Origin of the sequence: Lysinibacillus sp. NPDC096418, assembly GCF_044762775.1 — a bacterium.
In the GTDB taxonomy this organism is placed as follows: Bacteria; Bacillota; Bacilli; order Bacillales_A; family Planococcaceae; genus Lysinibacillus.
This window is the reverse complement of the sequence record NZ_JBIWEY010000002.1, coordinates 252878-269483: the sequence shown is the minus strand read 5'-3', so window position 1 is coordinate 269483 and position 16606 is coordinate 252878. Positions and strand designations below refer to the sequence as shown.

Sequence of the window (16606 nt, the reverse complement as noted above, 5' to 3'; positions counted from 1 at the left end):
CCTTATCTTATCAATTTGTTGGCGAGCCTGCAAAACTTGCTATTGTTTCCGTTTGCTAGATGCGCTAATCTAAATGCATACTTATGCATTATTATTCTCGAATAGGAGTGAATGTAATGGCTTGGGAAGTTTTTAGCATCATCGGTACAATTGCCTTCGCGATTTCCGGGGCAATAATAGCGATGGAGGAAGAATACGATTTATTCGGTGTTTATATACTTGGAATTGTAACCGCTTTCGGTGGAGGGGCTATTCGTAATTTACTTATCGGACTACCTGTGACAACGTTGTGGGGACAGGATATGATGTTTCAAATTGCCATTGCAGCAATTACATTGTTTTTCTTATTTCCACATCGCCTTATTCAGCACTGGCATCGCTGGGGGAGTTTTACCGACGCTATTGGTTTATCAGCTTTTGCCATTCAAGGTGCTCTATATGCAGTAAAACTTGATATGCCGCTTAGTGCAGTCATCGTTGCGGCAGTTTTGACTGGCTCTGGTGGTGGTATTGTACGTGATGTGTTAGCAGGTCGAAAGCCACTTGTCCTCCGAGATGAAATTTACGGTGTGTGGGCAGCCATTGCGGGGTTAATGATTGGCCTTGAACTATTATCCGGGGATATCTTTTTATATGTATTATTTGCTGTCATCACAGCACTGAGGATTCTTTCTTATACGCGAAAATGGCGTTTGCCTTTACGGAAATTAAACCGAGCTTAATGCAGATAAAGGACTCTGAATAATTTGCAGAGATAATGACCGCTATTATCACGCCTATTCGACAAACGAAAAGCCCTCGCACAAGGTGAGGGCTCCAAAATAATTATTTAAATTCTAACTCGCCATCATAAGCAAGCATGCCGCCTTCAAGGTTTGTTACGTCAAAGCCTTGCGCTTCTAAGAAAGCACATGCATTAGCAGAGCGAGCACCAGCTTTACATACTACGATGTAAGGTTTTGATGCATCTAATTCATCTAAGCGATCTGGGATTGTGCCAAGTGCAATATGCTTTGCACCCGGAATCATGCCTTGTGCGACTTCATCGTCTTCGCGCACGTCAATAATGTATAAATCTTCATTCGTATCTAGTAAATCTAACAGTGCTGTTACTTCCATTGATTTCATGTGTATTTTCCTCCAATATTTCCATCTCGTCTTAATTATAACGTGAACAAAAAAAAACAGCTAGTGCAGAACACTAGCCGGAAAATTTTACGCCTTAATTTCTCTTATTCTGTTAGTTCCACTTGCTTTGTTGGGGCAAAAGTAGAAATAGCGTGTTTGTAAATAAGATGTTGTTTACCATCAGCATCTACAAGCAGTACGGTGAAGTTATCATAGGATTTCACATTCCCTTTTAGCTGGAAACCATTTAAAAGGAATACTGTAACAAAGATATTGTTTTTACGTAACTGATTTAAGAACGTATCTTGCAAATTAATCGTTTTCAATGAATGCTCCCCCTCGACTTATCTTTCTATATACCCACTCTATACTAACATATATTACCAAATTAGTAATTACATTTTTATAAAAATTGTACGTCCATTTTATTACGGAAATATGTAAGCTGACGCTTAGCATATCTTCGAGAGTTCTGCTTGAGATTTTCTATCGCCTCTTCAAGCGAGCATTTACCATCTAAATACTCGTACAATTCCTTGTAACCAATCGCTTGAATAGACTGGACTCCACGGATATTTCGCTGCCATAAGCCCTTTACCTCTTCCAATAATCCTTTTTCCATCATGATATCTACTCGGCGATTAATGCGATCATATAATTCTTCGCGATCCATATTTTGTCCAAGTCCGATGATTAGATGATTATAAAGCGGAATCTCCCCTCGATTTTGAGCTTCTGATGCTTTCGAAATCCCACTTAATTCGATCATCTCTAATGCTCGAATGACACGGCGCGTATTATTTGGATGTATCGTCTCTGCTGTTTTTGGATCAAGTGTTGCTAGTTTTGCATGCATTGCCTCTGGTCCTAATTTCTCTAGTTCCGCATAATAGGCTTTACGCGCTTCGTCGTCGACTTGTTCCTCTGTAAACTGAAAATCAAATAGCACCGCTTGAACATAAAGACCAGTGCCTCCTACGAGGATTGGTAGTTTCCCATGCAATTGAATTTCTTTAATTTTCGCTCTTACTAATTTTTGATAGTCGGCAACTGAAAAGGAATCGGTCGGCTCTAAAAAGCTAAGCAAATGATGGGGCACACCTTCCATTTCTTCTTCAGTAATTTTAGCTGTTCCAATATCTAACCCTTTGTAAATCTGCATAGAATCGCCATTAATAATTTCACCATTGTATTTTTTAGCCAAGTCAATGCTAAGTGCTGTCTTACCGGAAGCTGTAGGACCAACAATCGCTACAACTTCGGCTTGTGTTATTTTGTCATGTATCATATTTATTTAACCACCGTAAAAGTACTTGATAAACCGCTTGTCGATTATCTTCGTTTAAAATTTCATGTCTCTTATCTTCAAACAAATAAACAGTAACATCTTCTAACCCTGCTTCATGATATTGCTCAGCCACACGGTACACACCGGCACCTTGCTCTCCAACTGGGTCTTTACTGCCACTAATCAATAAAATCGGTAAGTTTTTCTTTATTTTTTCAATCTCTTTTTTTCGATTCAGCGCCATAAATCCTTCTGTCAAATCAGCAAAAAACTGGTTTGTCGGTATAAAGCCACAATATGGATCATCGATATATTTTTGCACCTCGACTTCTGAAGAACACAGCCAATCGTATGCTGTTTTTGGCGATGGGAATTGCTTATTGAAGCTACCGAAACTTAATTCATTTAATAGTGGGCTCTCCACATCTTTTCCGTACTGCTTCGCTAAAGCAAGTGCCACATAATGACCAACTTTATGTAAAGTCGAGACTGCCCCTGCACCACATAAAATTACACGATCTACCGTCTCTCCATACAATTGAATATACCGTCTCGTAATAAAGGACCCCATACTATGACCAAACAAAATCAGTGGTACATCTGCATATGGCGCATGCATCGCGCTAACAATTTCATAGACATCTTCTACAACACGAGCAAAGCCGTCCTGTTCAGCGAAAAAACCTAGCTTGCCATTGCGCAACGCTGTTTTGCCGTGCCCTCTATGATCATGCATCGTCACAACATAACCGACTGCACTTAACTCCCGTGCGAATTTCTCATAGCGTCCACTATGCTCTGCCATGCCGTGTAAAATGTGAATATGGCCAATACACGTTCCAACAGGATCAAACTGATTTGTAAATACCACATGTCCGTCCGACATTTGTCTTAGTTGCTCCATCTGATTTCCTCCTCTAGTTTGCAAAATTCGTCGCTTCTTCGATGGCTCTATCTAGCTGTGCCAAGTATTCCACTCGTTGCTTTTCTGTGTAACCAAGATGCTGTTGCATCACGTTTACTACTTGCTGTTTATAACGCTTCACCGCTTCAATATCAAAATACAATAATCCTGTGCGTCGAATGAAGAAGTCACTTGGCGTATACACCATTTCTGCCTCCATGCCATAGAGCAGCATCGCATGTAAAGCAAGCGGCATCGTGCTCCCATGGGCATGCAAATATTTTACCTGATCAAATAATGCATCCACATTAGTACCGTACTTTTGTACGAGTTGCTTCGCTTCATCGTAGTTCAAGCCGTACTGCACCCCTTCTCTCGCTTTATAGCCTGTATAGTCTGGGAAATTGATGGCGTTAATGCCCCTTGCTCCAGAGAGTGACATTTCACGTGTCGAACATTTAGCCGCATGTTTAAATTTATGCGTAGCTACAATTTTATCGACAACGGTTTCTGCCATTTGACGATAGCCGGTCAATTTACCTCCTGCAATTGTCATAAGTCCACTTGGTGCAATCCACACTTCATCTTTACGAGAAATCTCAGACGGGTCTTTACCTTTTTCATAAATAAGTGGACGCACTCCTGCCCAAGAAGATTCAACCGTCTCAGTTGTAATATCCGCGCCTGGGAACACTGATTTTGCCGCTGCGATTAAATAATCGATATCTTCTTTCGTAGCAACCGGATGCTTTGGATCACCATCATACACTGTATCTGTTGTCCCTATATAGGCTTTACCATCTCGAGGAATCGCAAACGCCATACGATCATCAGGAGTATCAAAATAAACTGACTGTTGTAATGGAAAATATTTTTGGTCAAGGACAATATGCACACCTTTTGTCAGGCGCAGCTGCTTCTTGTTCGACACTTTATCTTTTTTCCGCACATCATCTACCCAAGGACCTGTGGCATTAATAATTTGCGCAGCATGTACATCAATTGATTGACCAGTAATAGTGTCTATTACCTTTGCACCCACCACTTTTTTCTTATCGTAGAGAAATTCTGTTACTTCCGCATAGTTTAAGCAAAGTGCACCGTACTCCACAGCCTTCTTGAGTACCTCAATTGTTAAGCGGGCATCATCCGTACGATATTCCACATAATAACCACCACCTACAAGTCCATCTTGCACTAACAGCGGTTCAAGTTCCATTGTTTCCTTCGCACTTAGCATCGTACGACGTTCATGCTTTTTCACGCCAGCCAAACGATCGTAAACCTTTAATGCTAGAGATGTAGTAAATGGGCTTAGTGAGCCTTTTTTATAAAGTGGCAATAGCATTTTTTCAGGTGTCGTCACATGAACGGCATTATCAAAGACAACTTCTCGTTCACGACCTATTTCTGACACAACGCCCACTTCAAACTGCTTTAAATAGCGCAAGCCACCATGAATCAACTTTGTTGAACGACTAGAAGTCCCAGCAGCAAAATCTTGCATTTCGACAAGTGCTACCGAAAGACCACGTGAAGCAGCATCAAGTGCAATTCCAGCACCAGTAATACCCCCTCCGATTACTAACACGTCAAAGCTATATTGTTCAAGATAGTCTATAATTTTAGGACGATGCTTAAATGAGAACATTGGATTTCCCCCTATACGTTATGATTTGAATACACGTGTTGCTTCTACAGCTTTTTGCCATCCTTTATAAAGTGTCTGTGCACGGATTTTTTCCATTTTCGGTGTATATGTTTTGCCACTTTCCCAAAGTCCTGTAAGCTCATCTTCATCTTTCCAAAAGCCTGTTGCTATCCCCGCTAAATATGCTGCACCAAGCGCAGTGGACTCGTTCAGTTTGGCAAGTTCCACTTCTAGTTGCAACATATCACTTTGAAATTGCATTAATAGACTGTTCGCTACTGCTCCACCGTCTACTCGTAAAACATGTATCGGTGAACCAACTGCTTCTTCCATCGCATTGAGGACATCTTTCGTTTGATAGGCTAGCGATTCGAGTGTCGCGCGGATAAAATGTTCTTTCGTGGTACCACGTGTTAAGCCAAAAATAGCTCCTCTTGCATCTGTATCCCAGTATGGTGTTCCTAAACCAACAAACGCCGGCACGACATAAACACCATCTGTATCTTCTACCTTTTCCGCATAAGATTCAGAATCAGCTGCCATTTTTATCATTCGCAGTCCATCACGTAACCACTGTATAGCTGAACCAGCGACAAACACACTACCTTCCAATGCATAGGTTACCTTTCCATCAAGCCCCCATGCAATCGTTGTGAGTAAGCCATTTTCAGAACGAACCGCCTCTTCACCTGTATTGAGGAGCATAAAGCAACCAGTACCATACGTGTTTTTTGCCATCCCTTTGTCAAAGCATGTTTGACCGAATAGCGCAGCTTGTTGGTCACCTGCAATACCAGCAATCGGTATTTCTTCACCAAAGAAAATACTTTTTGCTGTAGTCGTATAAATTTCCGATGAGTTTTTTACCTCAGGTAGCATAGACATTGGAATATCTAAAATAGCACATAGCTCTTCGTCCCACTTCAAGTCATGGATATTATAAATAAGTGTCCTAGCTGCATTTGAGTAATCCGTAACATGAGCCTTACCTTTAGATAATCGCCACACTATCCACGAATCAATCGTGCCAAATAATAATTCTCCATTTTCCGCCTTTTCGCGGGCACCATCAACATTATCTAAAATCCATTTTATTTTTGTGGCTGAGAAATAAGCATCAAGACGTAGACCTGTTTTTTGCTGAAACGTTTGCTCAAGCCCTCGCTCCTTTAAATCATTAACAATATCTTGCGTTTGACGTGACTGCCAAACAATCGCATTGTAAATAGGTTGCCCAGTATTTTTATCCCACACAACAGTTGTTTCACGCTGATTGGTAATACCTATAGCGTGCACCTCGCTCGCTTCATGTTCACTTTCCGTCATTACCGTAGCGATTACCGCGAGTAATGAGCCCCAAATTTCTGTAGCATCATGTTCAACCCAGCCGGCCTTCGGAAAAAATTGCTGAAATTCCTTTTGCGCTTCATGGACAATTTCACCTTTTTTATTAAACAAAATTGCACGCGAACTCGTCGTTCCCTGATCGAGTGCTAAAATAAGTTCACCCATCCAGTTACCCCCTATATATTTCTATCTGGCTCATCACCATATCTTGGGGTTGATTTTCCGTTCCGACTAGACGCTTTCCGAAGGGCGTCCAGCCCCACTCCAATCAACAAGCAATTTAAAATCAATACGCTCTTTAATCAAATCTCACCCCCTATTTTTGGTGATGAACCTACTATCTGTATATCCACGCTCGAGGGCGCTTCTCTCTCTACATTACTCGTTTAAACATTTTTTCTACTTCATACTTCGTGAAATGTATTAATACTGGACGACCATGCGGACAAGTAAACGGATTATCTGCCTTACGCAAGTCACTTAACAGTACGTCCATTTGCTCTTTCGTTAAGTAGTGATTGGCCTTAATCGACTTTTTACAACTCATCATAATAGCCGCATCTTCACGTAATTTTTTTACATCTGCTTTTTTCGTCGTTAGCACCTGCTCTATTAAATCCTCAATAATCTCTTGTTCCTCACCTTTTGGGAACCAGCTTGGATGCTCGCGCACAACAAACGACGACTGTCCAAACTCCTCTAAGAAAACACCTACCGCTTCAAGCTCCTGCCTATTTTCTCGTAAAACTAGCGCTTCATCTGCGGCATAGTGGAATGTTAACGGCAACAGTAACGCCTGTCTTTCATTTGGATCAACTTGCCCAACCTTTTCGCGGAAATATTCATATTTAATACGCTCCTGCGCTGCGTGTTGGTCTATTAGATAAAAACCGTCCTCCATTTGTGCAACAATATATGTTCCATGAATTTGTCCTACTACTTCAAGTGCAGGAAACGGCTCTTTTTTCGCTTCTTCTTCTGGGCCTTCTTTCAATTCTTCTTGTTGCGGAAAAACTTCTTGTTTTACAGGAGATTCTTCTATTCTAGTAGACGACTCTTCTGACACCGTATGCCAACTCTCTTCAATTGCTGTCGCTTCAGGTACTTCTACTTGTAATGAGTTCGACTCTTGCACAGTTTGCACATCATATAATTTCTCTACGATGGCATTCATTTTACCAACATCAAGCTTTGGTGCAGGCTTCCAAATGTTGAGTTGCTCGGTTTCTGCTTTTACAACCTTTTCTTTCTTCTCCATTTGAGGCACACGTATCACACTACGAATCGTCTCTCGAATCGTCTCTTCCACGAGCTTTAATAACTCTGGCTCTTTACTCAAACGAATTTGATGCTTTGCTGGGTGAACATTGACATCCGTTAAATACGGATCTCCTTCAATATAAAGTGACACAACTGGAAAGCGCTCAATCGGTAAATACGTATGATATGCATCAACAATCGCTTTTTGCACCAAATAATGCTTTACCCATCGGCCATTCACGAACAGAGACATATAGTTTTTCGATGCACGGGTCACTTCTGGTAAAGAGACATAACCCGATACTTTATAATCTTGTGACTCGCCCGAAAATGACACCATTTTCTTCGCATTGTGCACACCATAAATTGCTGCTAACACTTGCTGGACATCTCCTCGTCCATTCGTATGCAATAGTTGCTGTCCATTATGTAGCAACCTGAATGCAATATGTGGATTTCCCAGGGCAAGACGATTCATAAGATCAATTGTATGTCCAAGCTCTGTTTGTATGGTTTTCATATATTTTAAACGCGCTGGTGTATTGAAAAATAATTGTGCTACGGTTATATCCGTACCTTTGCGCAGTGGCCCTGGCTTATGCGTTACCACATGCCCACCTTCAAGCTCTAAATACGTCCCCGACTCGCCATTTGAGGTAATTAGCGTCATTTTGGATACAGATGCAATCGACGCTAATGCCTCACCGCGGAAGCCAAGCGTACGAATACGGAATAAATCATGTTCCTGGTGAATTTTACTTGTGGCATGGCGGGAGAAGGAAATAAGTGCATCCTCCTCGTCCATTCCACTTCCATTATCTATCACTTGAATCGAAGTGAGCCCAGCTTCTAGCAGAAAAACATCAATGGACGTACTGCCTGCATCAATGGCATTTTCGACAAGTTCTTTGACGACAGAAGCTGGTCTTTCAACTACTTCCCCTGCCGCAATTTTATTGGACAGCCATTCGTCCATAATTTGAATTTTCCCCATGGCGCTTCACTCCTCTTATTTTTTCGTAGTTAATAATTGCTGCTGTAACTCATATAAAATATTCATCGCCTGCATTGGAGAAGTGCCCATGATATTGACTTTCTCCAAGCTGTTTAATACATCTTGTTCAGCTGAAGATACAGTTGGCTTCGGCTCTTCCTCTACAAAGAAGCTCATCTGTAATGGTTGTTCTTCCACAACTTGTGGTGCTGGAGCTATAGCTGGTGCTTCTTTACCTGCTTCGAAGTTTGCTAGTAATACACGTGCACGTTCTAAAATCTCCTCCGGTAATTGTGCAAGCTGTGCCACGTGAATTCCGTATGATTTATCCGCCGCTCCTTTTTTCACCTTGTGTAAAAAGACGACTGTGCCATTTTTTTCAGTTGCAGAAACATGGACATTTTGTAGGCGTGTCAGGTTATTTTCAAGTGCTGTTAATTCATGATAGTGTGTTGAAAACAGCGTGTTTGCGCCAATTTTATCATGAATATATTCCATCATTGATTGTGCGAGGCTCATACCGTCATATGTAGACGTTCCACGCCCAATTTCATCGAATAATAAAAGGCTATTTCGCGTCGCATTGGCAATGGCATGTTGTGATTCCAACATTTCCACCATAAATGTCGATTGTCCTGCCGCTAAATCATCGGCTGCTCCAATACGTGTGAAAATTTGGTCTGTGATTGGCAATATTGCTTTTTCAGCCGGTACATAACAACCCATTTGTGCCATTACGACAATGAGTGCCACTTGACGCATATACGTACTTTTACCAGACATGTTCGGTCCAGTAATCAGCATCATATTACGCTCTTCTTCAAGGACACAGTCATTTGGTACGTACATTTGCTTATTGAGCATTTTTTCGACAACCGGGTGACGACCTTCTGTTATTTTTAGTGCACGACCAGTATGGAATTCTGGTTTTGTGAAGCGATACTTCTCAGATACACTTGCAAAGCTAAGTAGTACATCTAGTTCACTAATACTTGCTGCAAGTGCTTGTACACGTGGAATATATGTCTTTAACTCTTCACGAATTTCTACGAACAAATCATACTCTAATGTTAAACTTTCTTCTTCAGCATTCAAAATGAGTGCCTCTTTTTCCTTTAATTCCTGCGTGATGTAGCGCTCTGCATTCGCCAATGTTTGTTTGCGTTCATAACGTGTTAAATCCGCTAAATGAATATTAGATTTTGTAATTTCAATATAATAACCAAAAATACGATTATAGCCGATCTTCAAATTTTTAATACCTGTTTTCACACGTTCCTCTTGCTCCAACTGTGCAATCCAATCCTTGCCGTTACGAGACGCATAACGAAGTTCGTCTAAACGTGCATTGTAGCCGTCACTAATGACATTCCCCTCTTTAATCGTAATCGGTGGATTGTCAGTAATCGCATTGGCTAAAAGTGCCTCTACATCTGCACAAATATCGAGTGCAGTCCCTAGCTTTTGTAATGTCCCTTTACTGGCATTTACTAATTGATGTTGAATCATTGGTACTTGGCGCAGTGAATCACGAAGCTGTGCTAAATCTCGTCCCCCAACATTCCCAAATGCCACACGACCAGCTAAGCGTTCTAAATCATATACTTGTTTAAGGGAACTTTGTAATTCTGTTCGTACAAAATATTCCTCTAGTAAATCCGTTACAATCTCGAGTCTTTCTTCAATCGCATTCCGCGATGCAAGTGGTTGATGAAGCCATTGCTTTAACTTACGTCCCCCCATTGCAGTTACCGTATCATCTAATAACCACAGTAGTGTTCCTTTTTGATCGCCGCCACGAATCGATTGAATGAGCTCTAAATTTCGTTTTGAACTTGAATCAATGCGTAAATAATTTTTCATTTCATTAAATATAAATGCCTGAATATGCGATAGTGAACGCATTTGTGTTCTATCAATATACGCAAGTAATCGACAACATGCGTTTTGTATGTTCGTCGGTACAGCCTCTATATATGCAGCGGCCTTGTCCGTCGACATTTCATCCGCTTCTACTGATAAGACAATACCTAAATTCATTGCATGCTCCGCTAACAAAGGTTGTAATGCTTCCGTTACCACGAGTTCACGAATTCCATACGCCTGCATTTGCATTAGGAGCGCCTTCTCGTCACCATCAATCGATGAAGCAACCGCCTCGCCGGTAGACAAATCTAAATAGGCATAGCCAAATGTTTTGCTATTTAGCTGCTCCACCGCTCCGATAAAGTGATTTGTTTTACCATCAAGCGCCTTACCTTCCATTATCGTACCTGGTGTAATAAGTTGTACTACTTCACGTCTTACTACTCCCTTAGCTTGCTTAGGATCTTCCGTTTGCTCACAAATCGCTACTTTATAGCCCTTTTGTACAAGTGTTTCAATATAATTTTTGGCCGAATGATGAGGTACGCCACACATCGGAATACGTTCTTTTGCTCCAGCATCCCGGCTTGTTAACGTAATTTCTAAAATTTGCGAAGCATTAATCGCATCCTCAAAAAACATTTCATAAAAGTCACCTAGTCTAAAAAATAAAAAAGCGTCCTTGTAATCTTCTTTTACTTGTAAATATTGTTGTATCATTGGTGTGTATGTTGTCATGCATTAGTCCCTCACTCTTGCCTTAGTTAGTTTTATCCCGCTTTAACGGGCAGTAACCCCCCGCAGGTATAATAATTAAAATAAAAATTATAATATTAAGAATGTCTAACTGCCCGTAAAATCCGATTGGTTCAATTAACCACTAGTGGGCTGAGTATCCCCACTGGTGGAAGTTTCACTTTATTATAACAAAAGATACATGCGAAACGCCTTTTTCATCTTTGTAAAGATGCAAGCATTTCGCATGTATCAAAATATCATATACTGTTTATTATTTTGATCGTCCATCAGGAAATGACGAAGACTCTAAGAAGAACTTCCCATCACCGTCCGAGCTTGACGAACTTGAGCTTGAGCTTGAGCTCGAACTTGAGCTTGATGAAGACGAAGATGAACTTTCATCATTAAAGTGCCATTCCTCTTCATAATCTAACGGATGTACGCTAATGCAAATTGTTGTTTCACCCATTACTTCTACTAAAATTTCACGTTCTACTACAATTTCAAATTTCGTACCACATGGTGAGATGACAGCTTCCATACAGTTCGGCTCTTGTAGTACACGCACATGCACATCATCGCCTACACTTACTTCATCATCTCTAAAATGTAATTTTACTTTATCTTTGTAGTGCACAGTTTCCGAAAACACTGCTGTTTTCGAATGATTACTATAGGCATACCACACATTAACATCAAATTTCCCCGACACTTCCACAAACCGTCCAACTTTTTTCGCAGAACAAGTATGATTGATTACCCAGCATCCAAGAATACTTGTCGGTTTATTTGTTGGACTTAAAGTTACTGACTCCTCTGTCCGTTTTTTCCCTTTGGCAACTACGGCTTTCGTCACGATCTGTCGTAAACGTTTCAGCGCAATTCCTCCTTCGCTTTGTCTCATTCCATCATATGCAAGAGGCGCCTATTGGGTGAACGTATTTAGTTCCAGTAATAGAATGCTTTAAATGAAGCTGTGTAAAAGTTTGTGAGTACTTCAAGCGAATCGTGAAAAAACTGCCCACACAAATGTGCGAGCAGTTTTCCATTATGAGCAGCTTCCAGGTTGTGAGTTAGCTACTTGTGAGCCTGTTTCACCACGTAGTAAATCGCCACCAGTTGAGCGTACGATTTCGTTTGTTACATTATTAGCAATTGTATTAGATACTAATTGTAATAAGTCGTTTACATCAACTTGAGATTCTTTAAATTGTTGTACGATTGGAATTCCATTAATTTCTTCTTCAATTTTCTCAATCTTACTTTCAATCATTTTAAGCGCTTTTTCTTTCCCTAAGTGCTGGAAGTTTACTGCTTGTTTTTGTAAGCTCTTTAAACTTGCAATACGTTCACGTACTAGTTGATTTTCATTAATTTGAGCTTCTGCTTTTTTGAAAAACTCTACTTCAGGTGTGTTGGCGATCATGTGTGCAATTTCATGTGATTTTTTGATTAAATCGTCTTTAGTATAAAGTACTTGTGTCATTTTGTTTCCACCTTTTCGTTTTTTACTACTTCTATAAATTCACCGCGTAATGAATACGAAGTGGCCTCTACTACTTTTACTTTCACTAGCTGACCAATTAATTCTTTTGGTGCTTGGAAGTTTACAAGACGATTTTTGCGTGTGTAGCCAGCAAGTACGTCATCACGGCGTTTACTTGTTCCTTCGACTAACACTTCTACAATCTCACCTTCAAGCCCTGCTAAAGCTTTTCTAGAATACTCTTGAACGACCGCATTCAAACGATGTAGACGTTCTTTCTTCACATCTTCCGGTACATTATCGACCATTTTTGCAGCCGGTGTGCCTTCACGAGGTGAATAAATATATGTGAATGCCATTTCAAAGCCCACTTCACGATATAAAGACAGTGTTTCTTCAAATTGCTCTTCCGTTTCATTCGGATAGCCAACGATAATATCCGTCGTCAGTGTTACGTTTGGAATTGCTGCTTTAATTTTTTCGACAAGTGCTAAGAAATGCTCACGTGTATATTTACGTGCCATAATTTTTAACACTTCATTTGAACCTGACTGTACTGGCAAGTGAATATGTTCAACAAGATTTCCACCTTTAGTAAGCACTTCGATTAAATGATCATCAAAGTCGCGTGGATGGCTTGTTGTAAAACGAATACGCGGAATATCAATTTTACGCAATTCATCCATTAAGTCGCCAAGACGGTAAGTAATGTCTTCGAAATCTTTTCCGTAGGCGTTTACATTTTGTCCAAGCAGCATAATTTCTTTATAGCCAGCTGCCGCTAACTCGCGCACTTCCTGAATAATTTCTTCGGGACGTCGGCTACGCTCTTTACCACGTGTATACGGTACGATACAGTACGTGCAGAACTTATCACAACCGTACATAATGTTTACCCAAGCTTTAATCGAACCGTTACGTGATTTTGGTAAGTTTTCAATCACGTCACCCTCCTTCGACCAAACTTCAATAACCATTTCCTTCGACATATACGCCTCTTTTAAAATATTTGGCAGGCGGTGAATATTATGCGTCCCAAACACCATATCGACATGTGGATACGTTTTTAAAATTTTATTTACAACAGATTCTTCTTGCGACATACAACCACAAACGCCAATTAGCATTTCTGGATTTTTGCGTTTGTATTTTAATAGGAAGCCGAGCTCACCAAATACTTTATTTTCCGCATTTTCACGAATCGCACAAGTATTTAGCAGGACAATGTCTGCTTCTTCAATAATATCCGTTGAAGTATAACCAAGCTGCATAAAAATCCCAGCCATCACTTCTGTATCATGCTCGTTCATTTGGCAGCCGTATGTACGGATATAAAAAGTGCGCCCTTCGCCCATTCCTGCAAATTCTTCAGCAATGTCAAAATCTTTATGGTACTTGATTTCTTCTTTCCCACGTTTTTTCGCATCTTTTAATGAAGGCGCGGTAAACACCTTCTCAAAATATTTACTATAATCCTTTTCAGGTTTATTTTCAGTTTTAGGTTGATTGACTTGTTGACTGGCTAATCGTTGTTCCTCATTCATTGCAATCAAGTAACTCCTTTCAAACGAAATCCGTAATCCGTGCATTCGAATTCCCATTTTACTATTATACTGAATAGTTGCTACTTCCTACAAGGTTTGTGTACGAAATGTCGTGGTTTAGACTTAAATACATGTTTATTACTTATTAGACAGTATTTTGGTTCATCACCAACACTAAGGGTTGATTTCAGTTACGCCAATCAACAAACGCTTTATTTAAATTCCAACTCCACTTTTTGGTGAAGAGTTAGTCTTTTCTAGAATTCACTTATGCTGAGAATCCTTAATAACGAATATCGGCAAAATTATTCCAGTCGTATTAATATTTTTAAAGTCGTTTTTTTTCAGTCTTGCTATCCCCCCTCTATCATTACATTGATCTTCCATCAAAATAGGACACTTTTGATATAAAACTCCATCAAAAGTGTCCTGTACTTATTTATAGTACTTTTTGAACTTTATTTTTAAGTATAAATTATATGCTTTCAACATCGACCAGCGCTTTATATTCATATCTTCTTTAAAATATAAGGCATCCGTATATTTCCCTTGTTTTATTAGACGTTTGGCTTCAGCTTTCAATGGTTTATTCACTATACATTTAAATAAAACCTTTTTGGGAATTAGTGACCATAAATGCTCGGCCTGTACGTATGTTAACTCTAGATTTTCTCCGAACACATAATCATCGACTACGTATTTCATTAAGTTATGACCGCTTGCCGTCACATAATAGCTTGAAGTACCTGTTCTTAAGTTAATTTCAAACAACTTATATTCTCCATCTCGAACATCTAGCTTCATGTCAAAATTCGCATAGCCCGTATAGCCAATGTCTTCTAAAAAAAACCTTATTTTATCCATGAGCTGTTTATCGTAATCAGTCACAACTGCCAAAGAGTTTCCAATATGGTGGGGTGAAGGATCTTCAATGAGTGTGTTCCCTAAACACATCAGTTTCACCTTCTTGTCTTTCCCCACGTAAACATATAATACTCGAATAGTCGTATCATCACCCGGAATATATTCTTGAAGGATTAAATGATCATTGTACGTCGAGCTAAAAATACTTTTCACAATCCTTTTTTGATCTTCCTCATTGTGGACAAGAAATATTTTTTGCTTTCCAAGAAAGGAACAATTCTTATATTCGGCTGAATTGGATGCTTTAATAATAATTGGATACGCCAATGAAATAGCAGTTGTTTCATAATTCTTGTTGGTAAGCACCATTGTTCTTGGGTACTTCAAATTATATAAGTCACATTTTTTATAAAAATTTTCTTTTGTTTGAATCTGATTCATTAAAGATTCATCTATATATGGTAGGATAAAATAATTTTCTAATGCCTGTTTGTTTTTAATGACGAGTTCCACATAGTAACAATCACATACAAATAAAAGTAATTTCTTATTTTTGTACTGCTTGGCCACACCTGTTAATGCATGTACAAAATAATTGGGGTCATCTAGATAGTCCACTTGCTGAAAGTCAACAATACGACTATTTTTTGTTGCTATTGCTTGTGAACCACCTAGTATGAACGTTTGAATGTTTCGCTTTTTCCTAGACGGTTCTAATACTAGACTTCTTACACCATACGCTTCGTAAAACGAGCGGGCCATCCCATATGCATTTTGACCCGATTGAATAATGATTGGTTGAAAAGCTTGCTCTGTCTTTAGCGTCAATTAACCTCGCCTCTCGTTAAGAAAATGGTCATTATCACTTATATGTATTTCTTCAGTAATTCATGTCAATCAATTTATTTAGACACGACTCATTTGCCACGTTCAACATAGCCCAATATTAAATGTCTTGATCCAGCATTTTTTTAATTCGAATACTAGAAAAACTGATTTTCACTATAAGCAGTGTCTAGCTTTTCTAGTGGAAGTCGAGCAGCCCTTCACTACATTCAAACGAACCCTCCTCCTAATTATTCGGAAATACCAAGGAAGTCGGCATATGTATGCGGCTCATTATCCTTTAAAATCGACAAAAACGTAAAAGCAAGCTGTACAACCGACCACCATTTCATATTGTAAGAAATTTCGAAGTGCACTGGCTCTAACCTAAAGACATCTTGAAAAATAGTTAGCGGTTCGATTTTCTCGTCCTTTAAAATCGATAGAAAGCCTAGAAACAGTGTGTGATCTTTCACTTCTAGCTCTTTTTCAATGACAAGCGCGTCGATATTTTCCGGCTGATCAAGCGTACAATGTACTGCTACATAACGCTCTAACTCCCTTGCACGTTTAAGCGCATCTCGTTCCTTTTTTTTCGCAATAAAATCAATGACGTTATCCACGTGCATCGCCTCTTCTTTTTTTCTTTCCATTGTATCATTCTTTCGTTTCGTTTTGCCCGGACATACTTCCGATTTTTGCGAATACTAC

General features: G+C 39.7%; 14 protein-coding genes. 1 reads left to right on the top strand and 13 read right to left on the bottom strand.

The window, feature by feature from the left end; translation table 11 throughout:
• Nucleotides 1-116: 116 nt before the first annotated feature.
• Nucleotides 117-722 carry a trimeric intracellular cation channel family protein gene (locus tag ACIQZG_RS03835; RefSeq protein WP_402753842.1) on the top strand — a complete coding sequence of 202 codons (606 nt, stop codon included), beginning with the start codon at nucleotides 117-119 and terminating at the stop codon, nucleotides 720-722.
• A gap of 103 nt (nucleotides 723-825) precedes the next feature.
• Here the strand turns inward: ACIQZG_RS03835 and ACIQZG_RS03830 are convergent, their stop codons facing one another.
• The 13 genes from ACIQZG_RS03830 to ACIQZG_RS03770 all read right to left on the bottom strand — a co-directional run bounded on the left by ACIQZG_RS03830 (nucleotide 826) and on the right by ACIQZG_RS03770 (nucleotide 16548).
• Nucleotides 826-1128: a rhodanese-like domain-containing protein gene (locus ACIQZG_RS03830; protein ID WP_402753841.1), complete on the bottom strand. Its 303-nt coding sequence runs from the start codon at nucleotides 1126-1128 to the stop codon at nucleotides 826-828.
• Between the two features lie 104 nt (nucleotides 1129-1232).
• Nucleotides 1233-1454, bottom strand: coding sequence for an RNA chaperone Hfq (gene hfq / locus ACIQZG_RS03825; RefSeq protein ID WP_402753840.1), 222 nt, complete (start codon nucleotides 1452-1454; stop codon nucleotides 1233-1235).
• 77 nt (nucleotides 1455-1531) lie between these two features.
• Complete coding sequence (gene miaA / locus ACIQZG_RS03820; protein WP_402753839.1) at nucleotides 1532-2416, bottom strand: tRNA (adenosine(37)-N6)-dimethylallyltransferase MiaA; 885 nt, start codon at nucleotides 2414-2416, stop codon at nucleotides 1532-1534.
• Complete coding sequence (locus tag ACIQZG_RS03815) at nucleotides 2406-3320, bottom strand: alpha/beta fold hydrolase (RefSeq protein WP_402753838.1); 915 nt, start codon at nucleotides 3318-3320, stop codon at nucleotides 2406-2408. The genes miaA and ACIQZG_RS03815 overlap by 11 nt, the downstream gene beginning before the upstream one ends.
• A gap of 13 nt (nucleotides 3321-3333) precedes the next feature.
• Entirely contained in the window at nucleotides 3334-4971 is a 1638-nt protein-coding gene (locus ACIQZG_RS03810; RefSeq protein WP_402753837.1) for a glycerol-3-phosphate dehydrogenase/oxidase, read from the bottom strand.
• An 18-nt stretch (nucleotides 4972-4989) separates the two neighbouring features.
• Nucleotides 4990-6483, bottom strand: a complete 1494-nt coding sequence (gene glpK, locus ACIQZG_RS03805) for a glycerol kinase GlpK (RefSeq protein WP_402753836.1) — start codon at nucleotides 6481-6483, stop codon at nucleotides 4990-4992.
• 208 nt (nucleotides 6484-6691) lie between these two features.
• Nucleotides 6692-8572 carry a DNA mismatch repair endonuclease MutL gene (gene mutL / locus ACIQZG_RS03800; RefSeq protein WP_402753835.1) on the bottom strand — a complete coding sequence of 627 codons (1881 nt, stop codon included), beginning with the start codon at nucleotides 8570-8572 and terminating at the stop codon, nucleotides 6692-6694.
• 15 nt (nucleotides 8573-8587) lie between these two features.
• Nucleotides 8588-11176, bottom strand: a complete 2589-nt coding sequence (gene mutS / locus ACIQZG_RS03795) for a DNA mismatch repair protein MutS (protein ID WP_402753834.1) — start codon at nucleotides 11174-11176, stop codon at nucleotides 8588-8590.
• Nucleotides 11177-11447: 271 nt separating this feature from the next.
• On the bottom strand, nucleotides 11448-12080 hold the full coding sequence (gene cotE / locus ACIQZG_RS03790; protein ID WP_402753833.1) for an outer spore coat protein CotE: 633 nt from the start codon (nucleotides 12078-12080) through the stop codon (nucleotides 11448-11450).
• A 144-nt stretch (nucleotides 12081-12224) separates the two neighbouring features.
• Nucleotides 12225-12662 (bottom strand): YlbF/YmcA family competence regulator, encoded by a 438-nt coding sequence (locus tag ACIQZG_RS03785; RefSeq protein WP_402753832.1) that lies wholly within the window; start codon nucleotides 12660-12662, stop codon nucleotides 12225-12227.
• Nucleotides 12659-14206, bottom strand: coding sequence for a tRNA (N6-isopentenyl adenosine(37)-C2)-methylthiotransferase MiaB (gene miaB / locus ACIQZG_RS03780; RefSeq protein WP_402753831.1), 1548 nt, complete (start codon nucleotides 14204-14206; stop codon nucleotides 12659-12661). Before miaB ends, ACIQZG_RS03785 begins: the two co-directional genes overlap by 4 nt.
• A gap of 435 nt (nucleotides 14207-14641) precedes the next feature.
• The gene (locus ACIQZG_RS03775; protein ID WP_402753830.1) at nucleotides 14642-15898 is read right to left on the bottom strand and encodes a carboxylate--amine ligase; all 1257 of its coding nucleotides are present in this window, start codon (nucleotides 15896-15898) and stop codon (nucleotides 14642-14644) included.
• A 248-nt stretch (nucleotides 15899-16146) separates the two neighbouring features.
• Nucleotides 16147-16548, bottom strand: a complete 402-nt coding sequence (locus ACIQZG_RS03770) for a 2-oxoglutarate ferredoxin oxidoreductase subunit beta (protein WP_402753829.1) — start codon at nucleotides 16546-16548, stop codon at nucleotides 16147-16149.
• Between the last annotated feature and the right edge of the window lie 58 nt (nucleotides 16549-16606).

Excerpts from the sequence above, each read along its gene's own strand:
- ACIQZG_RS03770 (WP_402753829.1), bottom strand. The coding sequence starts at position 16,548 with ATGGAAAGAAAAAAAGAAGAGGCGATGCACGTGGATAACGTCATTGAT.
- mutL (WP_402753835.1), bottom strand. The coding sequence starts at position 8,572 with ATGGGGAAAATTCAAATTATGGACGAATGGCTGTCCAATAAAATTGCG.
- mutS (WP_402753834.1), bottom strand. The coding sequence starts at position 11,176 with ATGACAACATACACACCAATGATACAACAATATTTACAAGTAAAAGAA.
- ACIQZG_RS03830 (WP_402753841.1), bottom strand. The coding sequence starts at position 1,128 with ATGAAATCAATGGAAGTAACAGCACTGTTAGATTTACTAGATACGAAT.
- ACIQZG_RS03835 (WP_402753842.1), top strand. The coding sequence starts at position 117 with ATGGCTTGGGAAGTTTTTAGCATCATCGGTACAATTGCCTTCGCGATT.
- miaA (WP_402753839.1), bottom strand. The coding sequence starts at position 2,416 with ATGATACATGACAAAATAACACAAGCCGAAGTTGTAGCGATTGTTGGT.
- miaB (WP_402753831.1), bottom strand. The coding sequence starts at position 14,206 with ATGAATGAGGAACAACGATTAGCCAGTCAACAAGTCAATCAACCTAAA.
- cotE (WP_402753833.1), bottom strand. The coding sequence starts at position 12,080 with ATGAGACAAAGCGAAGGAGGAATTGCGCTGAAACGTTTACGACAGATC.
- ACIQZG_RS03815 (WP_402753838.1), bottom strand. The coding sequence starts at position 3,320 with ATGGAGCAACTAAGACAAATGTCGGACGGACATGTGGTATTTACAAAT.
- glpK (WP_402753836.1), bottom strand. The coding sequence starts at position 6,483 with ATGGGTGAACTTATTTTAGCACTCGATCAGGGAACGACGAGTTCGCGT.
- ACIQZG_RS03810 (WP_402753837.1), bottom strand. The coding sequence starts at position 4,971 with ATGTTCTCATTTAAGCATCGTCCTAAAATTATAGACTATCTTGAACAA.
- ACIQZG_RS03785 (WP_402753832.1), bottom strand. The coding sequence starts at position 12,662 with ATGACACAAGTACTTTATACTAAAGACGATTTAATCAAAAAATCACAT.